General features: G+C 38.4%; 14 protein-coding genes. 5 read left to right on the top strand and 9 right to left on the bottom strand.

Annotated elements, in window-relative coordinates; translation table 11 throughout:
• The first annotated feature begins 8 nt into the window (after positions 1-8).
• The 4 genes from KSX81_RS02290 (at position 9) to KSX81_RS02305 (ending at position 8754) form a co-directional block, all read left to right on the top strand.
• The gene (locus KSX81_RS02290; protein WP_004304845.1) at positions 9-1970 is read left to right on the top strand and encodes a hypothetical protein; all 1962 of its coding nucleotides are present in this window, start codon (positions 9-11) and stop codon (positions 1968-1970) included.
• Positions 1963-2784, top strand: a complete 822-nt coding sequence (locus tag KSX81_RS02295) for a hypothetical protein (RefSeq protein ID WP_004304843.1) — start codon at positions 1963-1965, stop codon at positions 2782-2784. Before KSX81_RS02290 ends, KSX81_RS02295 begins: the two co-directional genes overlap by 8 nt.
• Positions 2777-7984, top strand: a complete 5208-nt coding sequence (locus KSX81_RS02300; protein ID WP_074637889.1) for a DEAD/DEAH box helicase — start codon at positions 2777-2779, stop codon at positions 7982-7984. Before KSX81_RS02295 ends, KSX81_RS02300 begins: the two co-directional genes overlap by 8 nt.
• A 335-nt stretch (positions 7985-8319) precedes the next feature.
• Complete coding sequence (locus KSX81_RS02305; protein WP_004304839.1) at positions 8320-8754, top strand: DUF6078 family protein; 435 nt, start codon at positions 8320-8322, stop codon at positions 8752-8754.
• A 100-nt stretch (positions 8755-8854) separates the two neighbouring features.
• Here KSX81_RS02305 and KSX81_RS02310 read toward each other — a convergent pair whose 3' ends face one another.
• The gene (locus KSX81_RS02310) at positions 8855-10945 is read right to left on the bottom strand and encodes a BT4734/BF3469 family protein (protein WP_118419261.1); all 2091 of its coding nucleotides are present in this window, start codon (positions 10943-10945) and stop codon (positions 8855-8857) included.
• Between the two features lie 755 nt (positions 10946-11700).
• On the opposite strand from KSX81_RS02310, the gene KSX81_RS02315 reads away from it, so the two are divergent.
• A complete protein-coding gene (locus KSX81_RS02315) occupies positions 11701-12708 on the top strand; it encodes an IS110 family transposase (RefSeq protein WP_004307071.1) in 1008 nt (335 codons plus the stop codon).
• Here the strand turns inward: KSX81_RS02315 and KSX81_RS02320 are convergent.
• The 8 genes from KSX81_RS02320 to KSX81_RS02355 all read right to left on the bottom strand — a co-directional run bounded on the left by KSX81_RS02320 (position 12690) and on the right by KSX81_RS02355 (position 23426).
• Positions 12690-13610 (bottom strand): IS3 family transposase, encoded by a 921-nt coding sequence (locus KSX81_RS02320; protein WP_143722964.1) that lies wholly within the window; start codon positions 13608-13610, stop codon positions 12690-12692. The genes KSX81_RS02315 and KSX81_RS02320 overlap by 19 nt on opposite strands.
• A 35-nt stretch (positions 13611-13645) precedes the next feature.
• Positions 13646-14026 carry a hypothetical protein gene (locus KSX81_RS02325; protein ID WP_004304438.1) on the bottom strand — a complete coding sequence of 127 codons (381 nt, stop codon included), beginning with the start codon at positions 14024-14026 and terminating at the stop codon, positions 13646-13648.
• A 378-nt stretch (positions 14027-14404) separates the two neighbouring features.
• Positions 14405-15292, bottom strand: coding sequence for a HEPN domain-containing protein (locus KSX81_RS02330; RefSeq protein ID WP_004304835.1), 888 nt, complete (start codon positions 15290-15292; stop codon positions 14405-14407).
• 86 nt (positions 15293-15378) lie between these two features.
• Positions 15379-17133 (bottom strand): SWIM zinc finger domain-containing protein, encoded by a 1755-nt coding sequence (locus tag KSX81_RS02335; protein ID WP_217725794.1) that lies wholly within the window; start codon positions 17131-17133, stop codon positions 15379-15381.
• A 9-nt stretch (positions 17134-17142) separates the two neighbouring features.
• Positions 17143-18003 carry a hypothetical protein gene (locus KSX81_RS02340; RefSeq protein ID WP_195365682.1) on the bottom strand — a complete coding sequence of 287 codons (861 nt, stop codon included), beginning with the start codon at positions 18001-18003 and terminating at the stop codon, positions 17143-17145.
• A complete protein-coding gene (locus KSX81_RS02345; RefSeq protein WP_217725793.1) occupies positions 18000-21665 on the bottom strand; it encodes an ATP-binding protein in 3666 nt (1221 codons plus the stop codon). The genes KSX81_RS02340 and KSX81_RS02345 overlap by 4 nt, the downstream gene beginning before the upstream one ends.
• Positions 21649-22200 (bottom strand): condensin complex protein MksE, encoded by a 552-nt coding sequence (locus KSX81_RS02350; RefSeq protein WP_217725792.1) that lies wholly within the window; start codon positions 22198-22200, stop codon positions 21649-21651. Before KSX81_RS02350 ends, KSX81_RS02345 begins: the two co-directional genes overlap by 17 nt.
• A 29-nt stretch (positions 22201-22229) precedes the next feature.
• Entirely contained in the window at positions 22230-23426 is a 1197-nt protein-coding gene (locus KSX81_RS02355; protein WP_004320669.1) for a hypothetical protein, read from the bottom strand.
• Positions 23427-23622 lie beyond the last annotated feature (196 nt).

Consider the following 23622-nt stretch of genomic DNA (forward strand, 5'->3'; position numbering starts at 1 on the left):
TATAAAATATGACCGACATTGATTATACTCAATTTAAAATTGTTGGTGTTGTTGAAGCTCAACCTAATACCAAGCACGCTATTATAAATGCAGTAGGATATTTAGGTAGCGATTGGAAATTTACACCGTTATCACCAACAGAAGCTAAACAAGTTTTTCCTTCCCGAGGACGAGTATTTGCTCCAGGATTTCAAGACAGATACAAGGAACTTATAGGTAAATGTATATTTGCAGGTATGATGCCATCCAACAATGATGGTGCGGACAAATTTATTTGGGACAGAGAAAATGGTATGCCAGACGAATATGGCACTGTTATCATCAATGGGTTAGCTAACGAAATAGATGAAAATCCTGATAAGACCTACAAGAATCTAAAAACTAATGGGCGCCTAGATAATACATCGCCAACATATCTATGCATACTCAGCAAATTATATCTTATTGATCCAGATAATATCAAAAAGTATTATATTACAGAAATGGATCTTCATTTTGTAAAGAATGCCAACCATGAATCATTTGTCACATACGATCATACACATTACGTACTCATTGGAAACCATTTAGATGGTCCCACAAGAGCTATTGATATTATGCCAGACTCAATACTACGAGATTGGCTTATAAAAGAATTTTTAGTTAAAGAATGGAGTCAGGCTCTTAACTCAAAATCACTGGATGAAATAGAAAATGGATTAATTGGATTAATTAGCAAATCAATCTTACACAAGCCTGTGTTAAAAAGTAGAATCAACAGACTTTCTAGCATGCTCGAATTATTTGTCTTTTCTTATGAAGAGATGACTAACTTCCTTACCCTTCCGACTCTAAAACGCACTATTGACAAATCCATTGAAATCAATAGTGAGAAATTCATTGAAAAGACAAAAAGCAAGTATGCCAAAGAGCTTGAAAATTTAAAAGAAACGAATCGACTTCTCATAGAGAAAGAGCATACAAATGCTGCTGATGTAATTTCCAAGATTCATAGAAAAATCGAGGAAGCAAATGCAGAGTTTAATGCAAATAATGAAGAATTAAATAAAAAGACAAAACTTGCAGAGGAAATTATTGCATTACAACTTACTAAAATTGAGGAATATAAAACAGCTATCGAGGAATTAGAGAATACGCTGCATAGCATAGAAGATAATAAAGAACACATTATTAATGATTTTGCAGTTATTAAAGATGTAATGCAAATAATCGTTTCGCAAAAGACAAAGCAAGCTATATTACCACACCCTACTTTTCAAAAGACCAATAATAATGCACCAACTGATTTTGGAGAAACAATAGAATCTCTGAACGATGAATCTGAAGAGATTAAATTACCCCAAACTTTTAAAACAAGACTAGAATTCTATCTCACTAAAAATAATCGTAAAACTGAGATAGCTAAAAAAATTGGGCAGTATATGGTTCATTATAAGGCAATATTAGTTCCTGATAACCGTATAATCCACTCAATTATAAAAGCTACAGGTCGCTGCAAATATTCCATTCAATATGTTACTCCCGAGTGGCGTTCATTCTCTAATGTGTGGAACAATGGTCTTAATACCATGATCCACAGTTGTATAAGCAATCCTGATATCATACACTATTACATATTAGAAAATATCAACATGTCATATTTACCTTGTTATCTGCAACCTATAGTAGATATATCAATGGGATTACGTATTAATTTTCCTAATACGGAAATTATATTTCCAGATAATTTACGCTTGCTATTAACATCAACCGCAGAAGAAGGATTACCTTTAGCCCAACAAAGCATTCGTTATTTTGGCTGTTTACAAAATGATGACTACACTATTGATGAAAAAAAGGAAAATCTATATTCTAATGAAAAATCAGACAAAACTGGTTATCTTAAAGCTGACATGCTAAAGAATATGAGATCCATATCTCCTATTCCTTCCAATGAATATCTATCATACATTCAAAGCGATTATGAATAATATAAAAGAATGTCAGGAAGCCTTATTTACTTGGATGAGTCTTCAAAATCAAGTCAATTATAATACTATCAAAAAATATTGCGAATATCTTAATTTACAATATAATCTTTTGATTGAGGAGCACCCTGCATGGAAAATATTTCTGCCGCTATTTTTTGCAGGAAATATTGATTTTTGTGGTGATAATTGTTTTAAAGTAACAGAACCTATTGCTGTTACAAAAAGGGATTTTTGTATTTATACAAATACATTCAATCAATCTCTAGATGTATCTACAGCATTTCCTTTTATATTTCGCAGCAAAGAGGTACCACATATTGATTTCAAGAAAATCTATAGATTTAATGCTGTTTCAATTCTTAAACACTTTCCTACAGTAAAGGATATTGTTAGTAAATTTGAGCCTCTGCCTCTCAATGATTTCTCTTCCCTCAAGTTTGACAACAGAGAAATTAAATTCGGAGTAGCGCAAAAAGAAGATTGGAATCTCAAGTATTATTTCGTTTATCCTGAAACGAGGCGAGTTGTAGCTGTTCCCTATTGGAATGTAAATCCTGACGGAATCAATGTAGCGTATTGCTATAGTCGTTCTATTGACGGAAGAGGAAATGGAAAGTACAGCCTAAAAGACAAGAGAATGTACATCACAAGTTATCGTTTTCCCATATTGCTCTATAGAATATTATTGTTAGAATCATTACTAGAAGGCAATACTCCCTTCTTTGAACAAGGATTATATATTTTTCCAAATATAAACCTTAATATCGCGAATCAAATTAATAGAATTCTAAATAACTCAATCCAATATGAATAATCCAATCCAAATATATAATGAATTAAGAGATACATATTTAAAGTACATCAGCAGTGGCATCCCTTTCTTTAATGAACAATACGATGCAGAACGAAAAGAACTACTGAAAGAAAATGGCACAATATGCCAACCTCCTATCATTGAAATAGTTCCCAAATACAAAGAGCAAGCATCACTTGAACAGTTCTGCAAAAACGAAAATGTATCGAACGAACTAGCTAAATTTGTCCAATCCGGTTTGTTTTATAATAACAATTCTGAGAAACGTATATTATATAAGCATCAATATAATGCCTTAAAAGAATCTTATCTCAATAGAAAGCACATTGTAGTTACCACTGGTACAGGTTCAGGTAAAACTGAATGTTTTTTGTTACCAATCATTGCAGATCTTATTTCTGAATCCAGTTCTTGGTCTACAAACCGTCCAAGAGCTATGAGAACAATGATTCTGTATCCATTGAACGCACTTGCAGAAGATCAAATGATAAGACTCCGAAAATCATTGAATAGCCGAAGAGAAAATCATTCAGGAGCATTGGACTGGTTAGATAAATATCGCAACGGGCATCGTTTTTATTTTGGACGTTATACAGGTAGCACACCTGTTAGTGGCAGTGCTGACAGTGCTAAAGATAAAATAAGAATAGAAAAAAATCAACTTGTCGAGGAATGGAAGGCAGCTAAACAAGCTGCTTCCCAAAATGAAGAAAATAGAGAACTTCTGTATCATGTGCCTTGTATGGAAAAGGATAGCGCAGAAATGTGGGACAGACTTTCTATGCAGAAAAACGCCCCAGATATATTAATAACAAACTACAGTATGCTTAATATCATGCTTATGCGCAACATTGAAGCAGCGATATTTGAAGATACCAAACGTTGGTTGGCTGAAGATAAATCTCACGTATTTCATCTTGTTATAGACGAGCTACATACTTATCGAGGTACAGCAGGCACAGAAGTTGCATATCTTATAAGAGTGCTATTAGACCGCCTTGGACTAACACCAGATTCACCACAAGTGCAGTTCTTGGCTTCAAGTGCGTCAATGGGAGAAAATAAACAAACATCTGACTTCCTTTGTGAATTCTTCGGCGTAGCAAAAGATTTTTTCAAGGACAAATTTTCTATTTTTACTAATGACAAAAATACACTTACATCAAAACCTGAAACATGCCTACCTGTTGAAGCCTTTGTGAACTATGCCAATACCTCAATAACAGAAAAGGAACGTGAAGCAAGCTTATTTTCACAGTTAACATGCAACTCATATTTACAAATATCAGAACGCTACCATTTAGTCGAATGGCTGAAGTTTGCAATGACCGACAAATCTGGCAACATCGTTGCCATGAATGCTATTGATATAGCTACACGCATGGGTATCATTGATAAAAATGCAGAACCATTCATAACCTCATTTCTCAAAATTATCTGCCAAAGCAAAACACAAAAAGGATATCTACTCCCATTAAGAGTTCACTTCTTTTTCCGTGCAATTAATGGCTTATGGGCATGTTCCAATCCATATTGCGAATGTTTAAACGAAAAACACAAGTTCAACAACCGTTTGCTGGGTAAATTCTACAAAAGTCCACGTTCCATATGTTCATGCGGTCATAACATTCTTGAACTGATTATATGCGAGAACTGTGGAGAAGCCTACCTTGGAGGATATATAATTAATCGTGGTGGACGAACATATTTATCTGTAGATAAACCAATCGGTTCACAATTCTGTCAATATGCGATCTTATGGCAATCAGAAGGCGATTATAAAGGTTGGACAAAAGTCCAGTATAATAGCGAAACCGGAGAATTCAAAAAACATCCTCACGGAGAATATCTATTACACGAACAAAAGACTGATAAAGATACTCGTTTCCCTTCAGAATGCCCACAATGTGAAATAGAGTATCGCATTGAAAACGCAAATAGTTTTACCCCTCTCAAAAGACATAGCACAGGACTTCAAAAAGTCAATCAAGTCCTTGCAGACTCTTTAGTTAGAACTATGAAAAATGCTCATGAAAACAACACTAAAGTTGTACTTTTTTCCGACAGTCGCCAGGCAGCTGCTAAACTTTCAGCTGGCATTGAGTTAGACCATTACAGAGATGTCGTAAGATGGCTGATGCTTCAAGCATTAAAAGGAGATAATGATAGCATAAACTTTTTGCGTCACTATCAGCCTTTAGAGGTAAACATTAGTTCCCGTGACGAAAATGAGAAGTTGACAGAGTTACGTAATCAAGGACTATATGTGAGACTCATCGAACTAATACAGAATAAAATGTGGGGACTCACATCTGAGGAACAAAATGAATTAAACAATCTATTCCGTAACATAGAGAATGTGAGTCTTGAAAACATAACATCTGATGTGTTTAAAGGATTACTTCAAATTGGATCCAATCCAGCAGGACCTAAACCTTCCATAGCACGTGATCCACTTGTGGGAGATTGGTCATCAATCTTTGATTTTGAACAATATGTTGTAAATACAGATATAGGAGATGCTGCAAATGAATACTATAACAAAATTCGTTTAGCCAACAAACATGAACAAATCATGAGTATTTTTGCTCATAAAAAGAAATCATTTGAATCAATGAAACTTGGATACATATCATGTAGTACCCCTCAAAATATAGATCCTGTAATGCTTCAATTTATAAATTCCACAATACGTATTTTGGGAGAAAAAAGACGTATTAAAGGTTTTGATTCTAAATATCCCATTCCAAATGCATTTCCAAGGGCTGTCAGAAAAATGGTTAAGGCCGTTTGGGGTATAACCAATATAACCCAACAAACAGAAAAGCTAAATGAGATAAAACAACTCATGAGAAAACTCGGTATTATTGATAGAGAGATTGTTGCTCTCACTGGTGAAAAAATAGCTTTTTGCAAAGCAACACCAGGCATGAAATATTGGATTTGTCCTCGTTGTAAGACAATACATCTTCAGCCTTCTAATGGTATATGTACTAATTGTCAAGGCAAACTAGGAAAAAGTAAGGATATTGCTGAAAACGATTTACATGATCCTGAGGATTATTATCTTTCATTGGTCAACTCTACTGAAGAGATCTATCGTCTCCATTGTGAAGAAATGTCAGGACAAACATCTCGTCAAGAATCAAGGAAACGACAACGTTTATTTCAAGATATATTTTTAACTAACGAAATTCCTTCTGTAAACGGTATAGATATGCTTAGTGTTACTACGACAATGGAAGCGGGTGTTGATATTGGCTCTCTATCCGCAGTTATGATGGGAAATGTGCCTCCACAACGATTTAATTACCAACAACGTGTAGGTCGTGCTGGTCGCCGTGGTAATCCTTTATCTGTAGCATTGACAATTGCAAAAGGAACAAGTCATGACATTACTCATTACTTTGAACCAGACAGAATGGTTTCTGCTACCCCTAAAGACCCTTATCTAGAAGTTCGTATCAAGGAAATCGCAGAGCGAATTATCTACAAAGAAATACTCTATAATGCACTAAAATCGATAGATTCAAATGCAGAAAGTGTACATGGCAGCTTTGGTTTAGTTGCAACTTGGGAAAACCAGAACAAATGTAAGGTTATAAACTGGATTAAAGACAACACAGAACAAATAAAACATATTATTGAAGTTGTCACTAGATGCACAGATATATCGGACGCTGATAAAAAGGCTATTCTACTCTATATACAAAATGAACTCGTAGATCGCATTTCTAAAATAGCAACAAGTTCTGATTATACACAAACTCTTCTTAGCGAAAGATTGGCTAATGCAGGTTTATTACCTATGTTTGGTTTCCCTACTCGAACACGAAATCTCTACTTAAGCAAACCTCAAAAGTTACCAGCCGAAGATGTTGTAAACAGAGATATGGAGATGGCACTAAATTCTTTCGCTCCAGGACATGAAATTGTAAAAGACAAAAAAATCTATCGTGCTGTAGGAGTGGTTGATTATGAATATAATCAACAGCATATAGTATCTGTAAAAAGTGGCAGTCTCAATATCCATACCAAACCACTCTTTCGCTGTAACCAATGTGGTTATTCGACCATGTCCTTAAATACAGAAACTGCTAAATGTCCCGTTTGTGCACAAGAGATGGAAAAAATTCAAGTTTGTTCTCCTTTAGGATTCTGCGTTGATTACAACATAAAGCCTCAAGACTTCAATGGTTCTTACGATTGGTACTCTCCAAATAGCGATATCAAACTTGATTGTGAAGATTATTTGCAACCATGTCCGCCTGTTAAAAATCTCCAATTACGAAATAATATGATACCTACACAAGGATTAGTGCACCAAGTTAATGACAATAATGGAGAGTTTTACACAATGGGACTAAATCCCAATAACATTTGGGTATCAAGAAAAGCATATCCTCAAGATATGCAAAATAAATTAGAACTGAGGTATGAGAAAAAATTAGCATTCGTCTTATCTAAGTCAACAGGTATTCTCACAATAGCCTTCGAACATGAACCAAACGGAATATGCCTCAATCCATTGACTGAAAATAAGAATTATTATGCAGTAAAAGCTGCATTCTTATCCTGGGGCTATCTTGTGAGAAGATCCGTTGCCGGTTATCTTGACATAGATACTTCTGAATTAAGTATTGGTTATCATATATCATCAATCACTCACAAGCCTGAAATATTTATTGTTGAAAGACTTGAGAATGGCTCTGGTTATTGTAATTATCTAAGTGGAAGAAAATATGCAAATGTTCCTTTAGAGGCTATAGTAGCCCCCCTCATTAAAGACGGTACTATCTACAATCTTCTATGTGCGTCATCTCACATGAGCAATTGTACCTCATCTTGTTACGACTGCATTCGTGACTATTCCAATCAGCAAGAACATCCGATTCTAGATTGGCGTTTAGGACTAGATTTAGCCAAAATTGCTTCTGATCCAGATGCCCAAATTGATTTCAATACAAAGTATTGGCAAGAGTATATCGAAAATAATGTTGGTTTATTGTTAGAAAAACGACATCTGCAATTTTCTAAACATGAAGATTTATACATTGCAACTACTAGTACAGGAGAAGTTGGTGGAATAATAACACATCCTCTATGGTCAACAGAATACATAGAATCTATTTTAGACAAACATTCTATTCTCAAAGAGATAGATATAATTTCTATATTTGACTTGGGAAAATCAGTATAAGTAATGTTTATTTTACTGACATACAAATCATTATGTATAAACACATCCCAATAAATATACCAATATTCATGTTTGACTTTTCAAGTATAATTGGTAGTAATATATTTTAGTTAGTAAAAAGTCATTATCAAGCTAAACATAAATCAGTTATACTTTCGTTGAACGAAAATACAAACAAAAGAATAAAAATAATATTTTCAAAATTCCCTTTTTCTAAAGGAAAAAGGGAATTTTTTGTTCATACATTTCTTACTCTTAAAATAAAACTTTATCTTTGTAAAGATTATAAATTTGTAAAACATTAAATATCTCACAAATAAAATAAGCCCAACAAGATGAAAGAAGAACCCGACAATCTGTCTGTCCCCTACAATTTTGCCCGTTGCTTCAACGTTCAATGTCCACAAGCCTCAAAATGCCTGCGCCACACAGCTACACAACTTGATACAGCCGACAACCTATATATCACTATCGTTAATCCGGCACGTTATCCTGCGGATGGGAATCAGTGCGAATGTTTTAAAACTACTGCAAAAGTCCATGTGGCATGGGGCCTTAAACAGTTGCTTAACAGAATTCCCTATGAGGATGCAGTCAGTATCAGAATACAATTAGTGGGACACTATGGGAAAACAGGATATTATCGGTTCTATCGTGGAGAACGGGGGCTTATGCCTAAAGACCAAGCCTACATCAGACAACTATTCCGCAATAAAGGGATAAAAGAAGAGCCAACTTACCAACGCTACACAGAAGAATATATTTGGTGAGTTGCTGTCATCTGTCACAGTTTAGGAATTAATTGTTTAGTAATGAGCCAATAAGACTGTGACAGCAAGAGGTGACAGCAGGGTGATGGCATTTTTGCCGTCACTTGGTTATTAGTCTTACAACATGATAGAGTGTACCGCTACGCGTATGTTTGGAAGGTATTTCTTGCTTTTTCAGTATTCTTCCGAAGGAATTAACCCTCTTGACAGACATCGGGATTGAACTGCCTTTTTGAATATCTTCCATAATCTCCGCTGGAGACAACCACTCCCCTTCTTCAGGCTGTGCGGCACGAAAATAACGGAAGAAAAGTTGCTCTTCCGGTGGGACTTGTTCAAATTCACGGTTGTTTTCCACCATGATCTTTTCTTCCTCCTGATCGAACCAGTAACGTTCGCCATGTTCCAATTCGTACATAGCTTGTGCGTAAAGCTGCTCATAGTCTATCGGACGGTTGGTGTCAATCACTCCGGTCACTTCGATGCAAATAAAACGACGGCTGCCGGAAGGGTCGGTCAACAAGTCTTTTTGGTTACTTGTGGCTATGAATGAGGCGTAACGGCGCATTTCAAGCACGGCACTGCCATGAGGTTTCTTCACATTCAGCACAGGCTTTTGCAGAATATGTTTCAGAAAGCCTTGTTGTGTCGAACTCACCTGGTCAAATTCATCGATATTGATAAGCGCAAAACGATTGAGGTAAAGTTCGGCATCTTTCTTTCGGGAAAAATCAATGCTGTCAGTATAGTAGGAACGCTCGGAAGGGGGCATTATGCTCCGGCAAAAGGTGGATTTACGTGTCCCTTGCGGTCCGACGAGTAAGGGCGAAACACTGTTTGCATACTTTTTATTGCTTCCTTTCCAATGAGAAACCATATTGAGAAACCAACGGTGGAACAAATCCATCCAATACGGATTCTTACAAGGGACGGTGGCTGCCAATGCACGAATACGGTCTTTGCCGTCCCACGCAGGAAGCCGGTAGAGAAAATCTTCCAACGGGTTGAATACAGGCACGCGATTGGAGTAAATATAACGGCTAATATCCCTGTCCCACAAGGGGATGCCTTCCATTTGTGCATCCAAAGCAATGCTGTTCAACGCACGTTTGTCGAGAGGATTGAAGCGGAAACGGAAAGAAAGCCTTTCACGATATTCTACCTCACCAATTTGGGTATTATGGCGGAATTCATAGCGGCGTTTCATGAATTCTTCTGTCTGCAAGGCGAGTTGCTGCTCTTTGCTTAGGCTGATATTCTTGCCGAAACCTTTGCACTCGGTATATATATTACCAATCATTTGCCGGATAAGTTCTTCCTGTTTATACATATAGAAGTGGAAAACGGTACGTTTCACGACTTCTTCTTGCGGAAGTCCCGAAGCAAAACAGTTTTTAGCCAGTTGGACGACTAAAGGATGCCATGTGTCTTCGCTCAATTCGAGTCCCGCTTCCCGGAGATCGGCATACGCTTTCCGAAAAGCGGCTTCGAAAAGCATCAGGAAGGCATTTTCCGCATCATATCCCGGTACGGCACGGGTTAATGGGGATTTCTCCGCCTGAACCGCTTCACGGAAAGTGGTTTCTTCGGGCATTGATGATGGTTGAGAGAGATAAAATTGGACTGAATCCGGACGATATATGATATCCGGATCGTGGGATAATCGCGAATATTGTTCCAAAGTCGGTTCTTTGGGAAGTATATCGAATGGGATCTGGGGCTGATAACATTTCACAGCCAATCGATAAGCATGGGCGTGGAATAATTCCGCTTCTTCCCGTGTATTGGGAAGCGAGTTGTCCGGTCGGGTAAAGGTAGTCCATATTTTCACTGTTTTGCCACTTGAACCCATAAAAACACAACGGGTTTGTGGTTGCTCACAGGCTTTTTGTTTCACTAAAGCGATTTCCGACTTATTGGACAAGGGACCGATGGTCAGTTCTACAATACCGTTGTAGTTTTTCATCTGTTTCTGACCGTTTACTTTTCGAAATTCGGCAGCAGGAATTATCTTGGGCAGTTTATCGGCAAACATACACCGTTCATCGGAAAGGGTATATCGCAGATGCTCTCTGAATGTAGAAACAGGACGGGATTTTATTTCTGTCTTTATCTTATTTACCAGTATATCTAGATCCATTACGCTAAGCGCTATCGTATCTTCGTTCTTACGAAATTGAGTAATTTTCATTAATTTGATAATAATTTGTTTTGTCAGCGTCTTTGTGATCGTTGAGACTGCTAAATTAGTCATAATATCCGAAACCGGCAAAGAAAACAAGTTTTTAATACAGAAAATTATTGATATATCAAGCATCTCTTTAACCGAAAGAAACGGGATTGCCACCACTCTATTACGGGGCAAATTAGTTTTCTCCGCTTGAAACTACAGTTCCAGCTAAAGGAAACTATAGTTTCATCGGTGAGAAACCAATGGTTTCAAGTAATTGAAACTAGAGTTTCAAGCGTATGAAACTAAAGTTTCAAACCGCAGAATGTACTGTACTGGATTTAGTTGACAACTTCGCTTGTTATACCTAAGTTCGTTTACTCAATATTTTTTAAAACCTAAATAAGTTTACTTGTCCCTTTGTAATTCCTGTATAAGTTGTCATTTTAGATATTTTGCAAAATTATGTATCTTCTCTTATAAGTGCAAGACTTCGGGCTGTAAACTTTCATTAAATAACAAAAACTCTTCGCTCGGGGATCGCCCTAGCGGCAACCTTAGATTTGCAGCATCAAAATATTTATCTTTGAATTGATATTGAAAGGAAAGCAAAAGGAAAACCATCAGCGGCAATAGAAGTCAAGTCTAAGTCCCTATTCGGTCCTTTTGCTCCTTCCTTGAACTCAAACCCATATAAGAATTTCAGTAAACCTGTTTAAGGTTATTAGGTCAAGTTCAGGTCCTTTCTTTTTTGTTTAATGTTCAAAAACAAAAGTATGAAAGTTTTTTATTTAGGAGTTGATGTGAGTAAGAAAAAATTGGATTTATGTTTAAGGAGTAACGGTAAGGACATCCTTTATGATGTTATTCCTAATGATCTATCCTCTATTAAATCTTGGTTAACAAGAACGTTTGAGAAATTTTTCCTCTCTGAGGACAGTTTGGTTGTCTGTGCGGAACATACAGGGCAATATACCTATCCTTTGGTCTGTGCAACAAAAAGTATAGGAGTCTACTTATGTTTGGAAGATGCAGCTAAAATAAAATATTGTCATGGAATACCTCGTGGCAAAAATGATAAAATAGATGCCTGCCGAATAGCAATGTATGCAGAAAGATATAATGATTGCCTACAACCGTATACCGCATCAGAGCTTATAATACAAAAACTCAAAAACTTATCAACAGAACGCAGTATGCTTGTTGCAGATAGGGCTAAATATCAATCCCAGCTAAAAGATCAGGTAGACTATATGGAACACTCAATATATATTGCTAAATGCAATAGAGTTGAAGGGATTATCAATACATTTACGGATTACATAGCACAAATAGACCTTGAAATAAAAGAACTTATAAATCAGGCACCTGTCATTGCTCATCAAATGGATTTACTCATGTCTGTGGATGGAGTTGGGGAACGTGTTGCACTGAAGATGATCATGGAAACAGATGCTTTCACTTCTTTTACTGATCCCAGGAAGTTTTGCTGTCATGCAGGAGTTGTTCCGTTCGTCTATGTGTCAGGAAGTAGCCAACGTTCTAAAAATAGAGTATCTAATAGGGCTGACAAGAGCATCAAGCATTTGCTACATATGGCGGCACTATCTGTTTCACAAGTGAAAAATAGTCCATTGAAGAAATATTATGACAGAAAGGTCGAAGAGGGAAAAAATAAGATGTCGGTTCTGAATGCAGTTAGAGCGAAATTAGTTACGATTATGTTCGCTGTAATTAGGACGGATGCTTTTTTTTCGAGAAATTATCAAAATTCGCTTGCGTAATCCATAAGAATAGGGGCGGGAGCACCCGTCCCGACGAGCGGGACTTCAGCTACCTTTCCACTGCATTTACGAATATATTCCATCGGAGTTCTCATTTGTATGCCTTGATGCGGTCTAACATAATTGTATGCATATATGGCATCGGCTATACGTTTATCCAATTGTTCAAAGCTGTCATCTGTACAGTCAAAAAGCCACCCATTCTTGATCGTGTTATTCATCCGTTCAGCCAGAGCATTATGTAGCGGATCCCCACACGGAGTCATACTGATATTAATATGATGTTTCTTGAGCATACCTACATACAGGTTTGAGCAGTATTGCACTCCCCGGTCAGAATGGTGTATCAGATTATTCAAATCAACATTGTATCTGTTGTAAAAGTCCATAGCCATCCTCAGTGCCTTTAAAGGACCTTCCGCTTCGAGTGTTTTGCACAGGGCATATCCGACTATGGCCCGACTGCCCGCATCGGTAAGAAGGGACAGGTAAGCCCATCCCTGGCACGTGGCAACATAGGTTATGTCCGCTACAACCATTGAACCGAATGTGTCAGCTACAAATTTAGGCGTGACATTCAGCAGGTCTGGATAAATGTAATAATTATGATTGGAATTTGTTGTCTTTGGCCTCACACGTCTGACACGTTGACAAAGGCCATTGGCACGAAAAATATTATAGCATTGATCACGTCCAATGACCATCCTGACACCAAACTTGCGGAGGCAGCATGCATAGAGTTCACGCATACCAGCCTTGGGCATAAGTTTACGTAACTCATTACAATACAACACAATGCTTGATGTGAGGATGTCTATTTCCATTTTTCTGTTGACATGCTTATAATAACCTTGTCTGGTTATGCCGAAGTAATCACAGAGGAACTGCAGACTGCCGCGCATATGAAGGGCAGAGTTCCCCTGTGACAAGGTGTCGATTACTTGGCATCGGAGTTTTTTCGAACCTTGATGTGATAGGTTGACTCCGCAAGATTAATCAATTCCTCACAAGCTTCATGACGAAGACTTTCTTCCTGAAGAGCACGTTGAAGCTTGCGGTTTTCGGCACGCAATGCAGCGAGTTCTTTCTCCAGTTCATTGAGAGACTCATCAGAGTCTTTTCTTAAAGAGGGTTGTTCTGTACTCATAACTTTATCATTTATATGATACTTATCAAGCCAAAGAATCAGCAAACGACGGCAAATACCCGTACGCTTGGCAAACTGATACTTCGTTTCGGAAGTCGATAAATACTCACGAATATACGACATTCGTTCAGATTCTGTGTAAGGAGTGTACTTCTTTTTTAATTCTTCCATGTGAATTTCGAATTTGAGAAGTGTCAACTTATTCAGTACACTACAGAACCAACAGTTTCGCACCTTGAAACTGTTGGTTTCAAGGCAGGACACAATTCATAAGTACGGGGGTAATAAAATGAACAACTTATCCATTTATGGCTAATACTATTCATTTTCGAACAGCGTTTTTATTTTGTATTTGTTTTTTTAGGTGACAGCATTATTGCTATCACACTGCTGTCACCTTGTGCTGTCACAGCATTAAGTACTTATACTCTGCAAGTTAGATTATAATCTGTGACAGATGACAGATATATTTTGTTTTTCATTTCATAGAGAGTTGAACCTCTGAGTTCAAGTTATAAATGCGACACCGACTTATTTCACAGGGAACAATTATTCCGTCATCGTATCATATTCCACAATCTTCTCTTTACATAAGCGTTCAGTAATATCTTTCAGAATATCTATGCGGGCAATAAGGTATTCCAGTTGTTCTTGTGAGATACTGAAATCTTTGTTATAACGAGCCTCGATATACGAACGGCATAATAAATCAAAACATTCTTTCTCTTCATCCGTATTTTGAGGAAAGACTGTGGTCAATTCCTGTGAGAAACGTTTTACCATCCCACTAAGCTCTTTAATTTTATGAGTTTTTGGAAGATAATTCGTAAAAACCATCAGGATAGTATAGTATAATTTTTCACAAGTCTGATGAAGCATGAAAGCTGATAAGTTATATTGTTCTTTAGGCATGAAATATTCCTTCACAACACCCAAAAAGTCACACGCATAAGGATACAACCTATCAAATTCACTCTGCGCAATATCCCGAATCTCTCTAAAACTCAACTTTCGCGGTTTTGCCAATTCACATTTACCACTATTGTAAAGCATAATTCCTTCCTTTACTATATCTGTAAAGAAATATTGGCTGATTTCCAAATTACGGTTTACTGTATTAATATGTTCTACAACAAATTGTGGAAAAGCATGACGACGGTCTGCAAACAAGTCATGATATTTATTCGTAATACGGTTCAATTTTCTTTCCACATATTTAGTCTGCCCGGTCACAACAAGAAGAATATCATAATCGCTTTGATAGGAAGTATGAACACCAAATTCTATATTAGTGTCCCATAAAACATAGTTTCCCCTTGCATAACTCCCGAACAGGATAACCATCTGACAATTCTCGATGTTTTTACACACTAAATCCAGCAAGACTGTCAATTCTTCCTGTGTACGTTTGGGTAAACGTTTTATAGACTTCTTCATTATCATTCTTATTTGTAACTTTACAAAGGTACGAACTTTATCATCCCTAAACTACAGAGATGGAAAAAACTTATAATAAAATCTTTTCAAAAATCCTTCAACACTTCCATCATTGCCGGACGACGTTTATATTTTATCCGAAATTCCGCTACTATGTTTTTCACCGCAGCCTGTCCTCCCTTTAGTTTATGTATGCACGGTAACACTTGTGCGATAAATTCATAATTCCTCCGTCCCATTTTCCGTTCGGCATAGTCATTCAACGAAGAAGTATACATAGCAATCAGCTGTTCCGAATGAGTATCCTTCAAATAATGAGCATACCGCATCAATGCTTCCAGTTGATCATATCTAGTTGATGACAACAAGGTGAACAGACGCTCATTATCCTGTTCTTTCACATAGATATCAGCTTCAGCACTTCCACCGAAAGAAAAATAGTTACTAAATTCTGTTTCCTTCATCATCGCATCCAGAAAATTCTTCCATTGTTCTTTCGGAATCAGAGTTTTGAGTTTATTGTAATATGTCAGTTTATCCCTGCCTGTCACAAACAATAGACGACATGTATCAACTACTTCGGAAGTCCGGTTGGTCGTCTCGTAAATCTTCAGTTTTATTTCCAACCATTTACTATCGGTACCGGGATATATCTCTTCTTTCGCAATCTCTATTCCTTCATCCAGCAAACGGATGGCTTCATCGTATTGGCAACAGACAATCAATTTTTCAACCTCCATCTCCCGTATTTCAGTCAGATAAAGATATTGGCGGATCGTTTCATTCGCTTTTTGCTCTTCATTCTGCTCCAATAACAAGTTGACTTTGCGAAGAACTAACTGATATAAATCATGAGTGTCCTTTCTTGTTTCAAGAAGTCCATCAATCAATTCCAAGGCTTTTTCTGTCGGCTGAATCGAAAGATTGATTTGCATCATAAGTTCATCTATATCATAGATTCCGTAATTTCGATAAGTAGATATTTCAGCAATCTGACGTAATTCCTGTAGAATATCCGTCTTTTGTTTCTGAGTTGTTTTAGGATGTCCAACCACTTTCATGAGTAAACCTCCTGCATGCTCACAATAAAGGGAAGTGCCAAAGTCATCATCATCGTCAATATATAGTAATTCATCCTCATAATTCTCACCGATAGAACGAAGTGTTTGAAGAGCTATGGCAATAGTACTATCCATATCTCCCAGACTCAAAAAGAAGTCTGCTTTCTTCAGATAAATATCCATTTGATTGAAAACAGTTTCCCAATCACGACTGTAATCATTATAACGATTATGATAACGAGACTTTTTACTGTCACCGAAACTATTAAAAATCTTTTGGATTTCCATTCTATAATCTTTTCCCTTTGATGTCGAAGACGATTCCTTGAATATAAAACGCTTCAAAAACGCTGCCTTAAATTCCGGATTCGTTGAGGCATATTCACTGATAAATGTAGAAATTTCTTGCGGACTAATGAATGACAGCAATTGTTTGATGTCCACATTGGGCTGTACAACCTCTTCTTCCTTTGTAACTATTCTCATTTTTGAAAATGCACTACGACTTACTCGTTTATTATTATCACGAATTGCCAGAAGTGCTGCCACGACATGCTTGCAGATTTCTCCATCATACGGACAATCACAGTACCAGGATTCTACTTCCTTTCCGTTCATAGATATTTCTACATTATAATCATCCGTTCCCTCTACGGTTGCAGTCCATTCACCGGGTGAGGTTTCTTCCAGTTCGGAAACGGCATCTGTATCATAATACTCTTCCCCGCGCATCAATATCTTATAGGGGACAAAGTTCTCAAAATTATCCAGCGTAATCATATGACTAATTTAATACTTTATATATCCTTCTTGTTCATACGCTTTCCCATATTTATGAATCATTGCCACCAATGGTCTTAAACGTTCGTCAGAAACCAACATAGCCCTATAACGCAAATACTGATTATCATAAAGCTGCCGGTTTCCGTCCTTGAGGCGTTTCTTCACATCCGCAGGAATGAAAAATTCCGCACGATTGCCCAATTTTACATAGAATTCATTTAAAAAGATAGAAATGCCAGCCAAATCTATGTCTCCGAAATGAATATAGCGATTGGGGATTATCTTTAGCCAGTTACACAAATCCTTCGATTGCGGATAACGGGACACGAAAAGAACTTTCATTCCTTCAAACAAGTACTTTTGGGCACGGATATGCTGGAAATTTTCTCCATTCTCTATACCCACTACTACAACATCTTCAGGAATACGAAAATATTCGTAATCCTGCATGAAAATAGAAGTGCCTTGCAAGGGAGAAAGCACACATGGTTCGCCATGAAACGTAGCTTCTATAGGCGTATAACAATTGAGGAGAAAACCTTTGAACGTACGAGTATATCTCAATTTAGAGTCCCCCGCCTTCGCCACTTGCTCCGAACGTAACACTTCATCCGGACAGTTCTTCATCTCAATCCAATCTTCCAGCTCCATGCCGGAAGTATAATTCTGGGAGATGTAGATACGGCATCCTTCCGGGTCAATCATACGAAAACTACGCTTACTCCCTCGGGGAACAATAGTGATGATTCCCTCATCCATTAATCTATTTGCTATCAGTCCATCAAACTTTGTGTAAGGTATGAGCTCGCCGCCCAGCATTTTCAGAACCAGCCTCGCCATCGCCAATGTAAATAAACTGCCACTCATTTTTCTATCTTATTATAGGTTAACAATGGGACAACCTGGGTATTTGACCGCCCGTCTTTACTCAATAAATAGGTATAACGATAGTCTTCCACATTGTAAGTAGTGGGAGAACTGTTTACCAACAAAATATTCCGGCAATTGGCAAAGTCCAAAATACCTTTCACATTGTTGGGGTGTAACTTGCCTATTTCATCCATCATACAATGGATTTTAAAGTCACCAAACTTACGTGACGCCTTTTCTTTGAACACATTAATCAGCATGATATTGACCATTGCTTTTACCAGAATATCCGTGCCGTCAGAACCTACATTGGCAATCTTCTCCACCCATCCCGTATCGTTATCATTCTCTTTCACGCGGAACTCCAGTTTGAATGTATCGGCAAGCGCCAACCGTCTGCGTCCCGGCTCGTCAAGCAGGAATTTCATAAACGACAACAAATGCTGGACAACCACCGCATTGACATCTTCACGGGAATCCTGCGAGAACAAGTCAACCTTTCCCATATTATATTGGTTCTCATCACTAAACCGTTTAATCTCCAGCAATAGCTGCATCAGTTTATCGCTGCTCTGAAGCGGGCGAAGAGCTATTTCCTTTATTACTCCGGCAAAATTCCGCTTGACAAAATCGTCGTTGATATCCTTTATTGTTCTGTGTATCTCGCTTTCATTACGGGTCAGTCCTCCCACTTCCTGCGAAATTCGGCGGATTATATCTGTATACCGTTCACTGATATGTTTCTGATAGTCGGAAATCTTATCATTATCCACAAACTCGCACAGATTGGAAGCGAAATCGTAGTAATCCTGTTCTCCAACCAGTTCCGTACGGAAATGAAACGTGTTTTTTGACGAGAAGTTTCCATTGAACTGCGTCACCGCTTTCTTGAATTCTTCTGTTTTTCTGATAGTGGATACGATGAGCGACTTCAACTCTTCCACAATAACATCGCAATTTTTCCGGGTAGGCTTCTCTCCTATTTCTGTCACAGAAGGCGGACAAAAAGTTTCATCTTTCCGGAACATATCCACTTTATTCAACCCGTCCTCCAATAAGTGCAATTCTTTGCTAATCCGCTCAAGATGCTCGTCCGCCCCTTTTTTCTGAATCTGCAACTTCTCCTTTTTCAGAGCGAAACGTTCGTCCAATGCAACTAGCTTCGCATCCTGTTCTTTCTTCCGACTTCGCGTAGCAGGTTCTTTATCAAACAGTTCCTCCTTGTCTCTTTCATAATAAAGAACTTGCGGGCGGGATCTACCTATATAATCCAATTCTTTATTTATTTCGGCAAGCCTGTCATCATACTTGCGGATAGTGACCGTATCAGCACCCTTCCCATTCAATTCATTCTCCTGCGCCTGCTTCAATTCCTTTTTCCGCTCTACAATTTGCTGTTTCATCCGCTCTATCTCTTGCTGAATGCCGGCAACACACTCCTCCAGTTCCTTCCGGAATTCAGTCCTGCCGTCATTATACACTTTCCGGCAGGCTTTCAACAGTTTTTCCCGTTCCGCCAAATGCTTCTCCTTCTCTCCTTCCGCCACATAAAGACGATGGCCGATTTCATTCAGTTGCGCCTGCAATTCTTCTGTACATCCTCTTTTCCATTCCTCTTCCTTCGTCTTCCATGAGGCGTAATCGGCCTGCAAATTCTTCAATTTTGCTGGAATCTGCATTCGCTCAGCTTCCATCAGATGTTGTTCTTCCAAAATACTATGTATTTGCTTCGAATACTTCTTCTCCAAAGAAGAAACAGCTTCCCCCTCTTCTTCTGCCAATCGGGTGAGACGGTCGGTACAGAGCTGCCGGGCTGCTTGTTGCCTGTCGCGCTCCTGCTTCATTTCCTCGGGAGTGCGGACAGAACGCTCGATTGCTGTCAGATTGAGTGAAACACCGAACAAAGTAGCTTCCTTATTCACTAATTGAGGTTGTAGTTCATTGTTGTACAACACCAGTTCCTCATCCGCCACCTTACCTATCGTCTCCTGCCAATCCGGTTTGTTCTTCTCCAGCCATTCACACAAAGAACCTTTTCGTTTCTCAATCAAGGCATCCAATGTTTGTAACTGTTCTTCAATCGCGCTCCGTTCTTTACGAACGGTCTCCATCTTTGCCTGAAATTCCCATTTCAATTTTTCCACTTTCCATTCACACTCCTGCCTCAACTGCTTTATTTCTCCTTGTTGCTGACGGATGCTATGTTCCAGTTCCTTGTCCTTTTTGCGCAGTTCGTTGATGCCGTCTTCACAATCGGACATTTCCTTTTGATGGGGATGTTCGTATTTCACCTTTTGAAGTTTCAGGTTACACTGTGCCTGTTCGTCGCGCAACTGCCGGATACGATTATCCACAGTCTGCACTTTCTCTTCTTGCGTTGCCCTTACTTTCTCTTCTTCCACACGAAGTTGTTGCATCAATTCTTCCTGCTTGCCGGCAATCTCCGCATTCCGAGCATTTATCCGTGCTTGCTGGCTATTCTCAAAAGTACGGAAATCAGCTTCCAGTTTTTCAAACAACAATCGGTACTTACTCAATACATCCTCATAAGCCCTTGTCAGTTCCGATTTCATATTCCGGACTTGTTCAAGTTCCTGAATCAGTAGTTCTTCGCAAGATACCCGTTTGATGATTTCTTCAATCTGCATCTGCTCGTAATGCAGACGTTTCTCACGTATCTTTTTGAGCAAATCGCTTATTATACCTATATCCCTAATCAAGCCATCACGCTCATTGGTGTACTTTTGTTGCAGTTCACCCATAAGCCGCAGCAACCGTTCACGTTCCGTCTCCGCTTTAGCCTGTTCTTCCTTCACTAACGGAATCTCATGCAAAGCCTGTTTCTCCGCAAAGTTAAGCTCCGCACGCCCTTCACCAATCTGCTTTTGGGTATAAATCAAGTCACGATAGGCGTTCATTACTTTCTCCGCCATCTTCCGGACAGGCACTTCTCCATTCTTGTTCTTAAACCAAAGCATCACGTCCCTGTATTCCTGCTCGAATTCCTTTATCTGGCTACGATAGAAGTCCAAATCAACAGAAATATCCTCATCACTCATCGAACGGATAATGGTATCTTTTATAAAGTCAGCATCCAGTTTGGAATTTAAAAAGACGTTCTGTATCGTACGGGGAATATTCTGATATTTTGCACTTTCCACAATGGCAAACTTGCGGTAAGGTATCATTTCATGCTTGCGGTTATTACCGAAAATAATGTCCCGATACATTTCATAGCTAGTCACTTGTGCAGTAATCTGAATCTTCGAACCGATATGTTCGCGGATGCGTCCCCACTCGGAATGTACCACATTGTGTTCGTCAATGAACCAGTCCTGTTGGAATGGCGCATCAATAAAACGGAAAAACACCCGTCCCTGGGATTTGGCAGCTACCACACAATACGCCCCATTCTCCCGCATCACTTCATAGATAATGTAAGAATTGGCGTATGGAAAGTAAAAAGCATCGAAGCTTTTCTTCTCCTTCGGAATGCCTAGTCTTAGTTTGTCAGCATTATAAAAGAATAGGATGGCACGGAGCAGCGTACTCTTACCGACACCTTGCGTACCTATAAAATGTACGTTCCCATCCAACTTCACTTCCGCATACGGAATATGGGCACTGTTCAGAAAAATAATCTTATTCAGGTATCTCATCTTGCACCTCCTCTGAAATTGTGATACAATCAACCAAGTCCTCCATATAATGGAAAGCCGACAATACTTTATACATCCCGTCAAGTTCGTTTTCTTTCTCTATCAGTCCTATACTCTCCAGTTCTTTCAACAGTTTGCCGACAACTTCATCATATTTCTTCTTATCCGAGAACAGTTTGGTTGCCTTTTCTTTCAGTTCGATATCGCATCCTATCTGAATCTCAATATCAGCAGCACGAAACAGAAAGCCCGGGCCGAATGCCGAATGATAGGTTTTCAGGAAACTCAAGTAATCAATCCACTTCTGAATTGCTTCCAGTTTACGTTCCAAATCGACTTTCGATTCCTTGCGAGTAAAGTAGTAATAACCGTCACCGCCTTCCAGATAAAAACCGATGCCTTTGTAGTAATCATAATAATCGGGCAAATCTTCCTCAATGGCATCATACAAGCGTTTCACTTGGGTAGAGACACTATTGGAAGAAATAAATCCCCCTTTGCTAAGTATATTAAATATCTCTTCAGTGTATTTCATGGTCATCTGTTTTTAGTATTCAGCATACATTATTTGGCATATATTAAAGGGTATTCCACTTCGTCGGAGATTTCATAAGTATCCGTAAAGCGAAGTTCGTCGGCATACTGTGACGCCAGTTGGCAGAAAAAGATTAATTTCTCTCCACGTGTCACCTCTTTCCGGTAGCGATAGTTCATCACAAAAGAGAACAGATGGGTGCTGGACGCCATAAATGAATTATGCACCTCCTGCAAGTTTACGGTATCTATCATTTGCGACTGCCCATCCAGGTATCCTTCCGGAATGGCATCTGCCAGTTGTTTCATTCCTTTCGGAGAATTTCTCTGCCGCGCGACAAGTTTCTTCAAAATCTGAAAAGCCTCATCGGAAGTCCGTAGATTATCAATGGAAAGCTTGATGCGATAACCGACCTGCGGCTCCATCCAGACAGGATTTTTTTGTGCGGCAACAGAACGGATACTTGTATGTTCTTCCAACAAGAACTGGTCTTTCAAGTACTTCAACTTCTTTACTTTCTCAAAGATACGGTTCTGATAATCTATCAGATTCAGATAATGAATGATTTGTTTCTGGATTTCAATCAGATTATGATACGAGTCATTTAGCTGAAGTTTTACGTCACTTACTACATTCCGCATTTGTACGTCCATCGCCACCCGGAAGAAAACAGGCTGTCCGTAGTCTATCAATTCCTCACTTTTACGAATCAGCAGAGCAATATTATTCCGTTTCTCATCGAGGCGGACAAGTTTGGTCTTTTTTATCTTATAATTAGGTTCGTTCTTATAGGTATTATCCATGTTTCTTTTCAGATCCATCACATTGCGGACTGTAGTCAGAGCGATGTTTTTCAGGCAGCGTTTCACTTCACGCTGGTAGTTGTATTTACGTTGTTCGTTATTCTCTTTCAAGTAATAGTCAATGTTTTCATTCAGTCGTGTCAGGTAATCCTGCACGAAAGATACATTGATTTCTTCATTTACTTCGAGCACATCTTCAAAGAATTTCAGATAAATATCCTCCATTTCAAGGAAGTCGCCAGTGTCCCGGATGACTCCATAGTCTATCAGATAGCGGATACGCTCTTCTTTGTACTCCGTCATTTCAAGCGCATAATCATAACGGAACGAAAGAGATTTCCGTTTAGCAAACATTTCTTTCAAGAGTTCTTTCTCCCGGTCCAGACTTTTGACAAGTTCTTCTATAGAACGAAAAGTGCTCATATTAGTTTTGTCTTTTAATGGTGTGTTACTACTTCCAAATATTTACATAGTATATATTTCAGTAATAAGATATCACAAAAATAACATAAATGAAATAGTAAACCTAATTTCTGTATCAATATTTTTATTACTACAAAAATTAAGAAACTAACTCTACATATTCATTATACAACTATAAATTTCAAGTAAGAATTTG

Source organism: Bacteroides sp. MSK.18.37 (genome assembly GCF_019129155.2).
In the GTDB taxonomy this organism is placed as follows: Bacteria; Bacteroidota; Bacteroidia; order Bacteroidales; family Bacteroidaceae; genus Bacteroides; species Bacteroides ovatus.

Excerpts from the sequence above, each read along its gene's own strand:
- KSX81_RS02340 (WP_195365682.1), bottom strand. The coding sequence starts at position 18,003 with ATGAGTGGCAGTTTATTTACATTGGCGATGGCGAGGCTGGTTCTGAAA.
- KSX81_RS02320 (WP_143722964.1), bottom strand. The coding sequence starts at position 13,610 with ATGCGCGGCAGTCTGCAGTTCCTCTGTGATTACTTCGGCATAACCAGA.
- KSX81_RS02305 (WP_004304839.1), top strand. The coding sequence starts at position 8,320 with ATGAAAGAAGAACCCGACAATCTGTCTGTCCCCTACAATTTTGCCCGT.
- KSX81_RS02330 (WP_004304835.1), bottom strand. The coding sequence starts at position 15,292 with ATGAAGAAGTCTATAAAACGTTTACCCAAACGTACACAGGAAGAATTG.
- KSX81_RS02315 (WP_004307071.1), top strand. The coding sequence starts at position 11,701 with ATGAAAGTTTTTTATTTAGGAGTTGATGTGAGTAAGAAAAAATTGGAT.
- KSX81_RS02300 (WP_074637889.1), top strand. The coding sequence starts at position 2,777 with ATGAATAATCCAATCCAAATATATAATGAATTAAGAGATACATATTTA.
- KSX81_RS02345 (WP_217725793.1), bottom strand. The coding sequence starts at position 21,665 with ATGAGATACCTGAATAAGATTATTTTTCTGAACAGTGCCCATATTCCG.
- KSX81_RS02295 (WP_004304843.1), top strand. The coding sequence starts at position 1,963 with ATGAATAATATAAAAGAATGTCAGGAAGCCTTATTTACTTGGATGAGT.
- KSX81_RS02290 (WP_004304845.1), top strand. The coding sequence starts at position 9 with ATGACCGACATTGATTATACTCAATTTAAAATTGTTGGTGTTGTTGAA.
- KSX81_RS02325 (WP_004304438.1), bottom strand. The coding sequence starts at position 14,026 with ATGGAAGAATTAAAAAAGAAGTACACTCCTTACACAGAATCTGAACGA.
- KSX81_RS02335 (WP_217725794.1), bottom strand. The coding sequence starts at position 17,133 with ATGATTACGCTGGATAATTTTGAGAACTTTGTCCCCTATAAGATATTG.
- KSX81_RS02310 (WP_118419261.1), bottom strand. The coding sequence starts at position 10,945 with ATGAAAATTACTCAATTTCGTAAGAACGAAGATACGATAGCGCTTAGC.
- KSX81_RS02350 (WP_217725792.1), bottom strand. The coding sequence starts at position 22,200 with ATGAAATACACTGAAGAGATATTTAATATACTTAGCAAAGGGGGATTT.
- KSX81_RS02355 (WP_004320669.1), bottom strand. The coding sequence starts at position 23,426 with ATGAGCACTTTTCGTTCTATAGAAGAACTTGTCAAAAGTCTGGACCGG.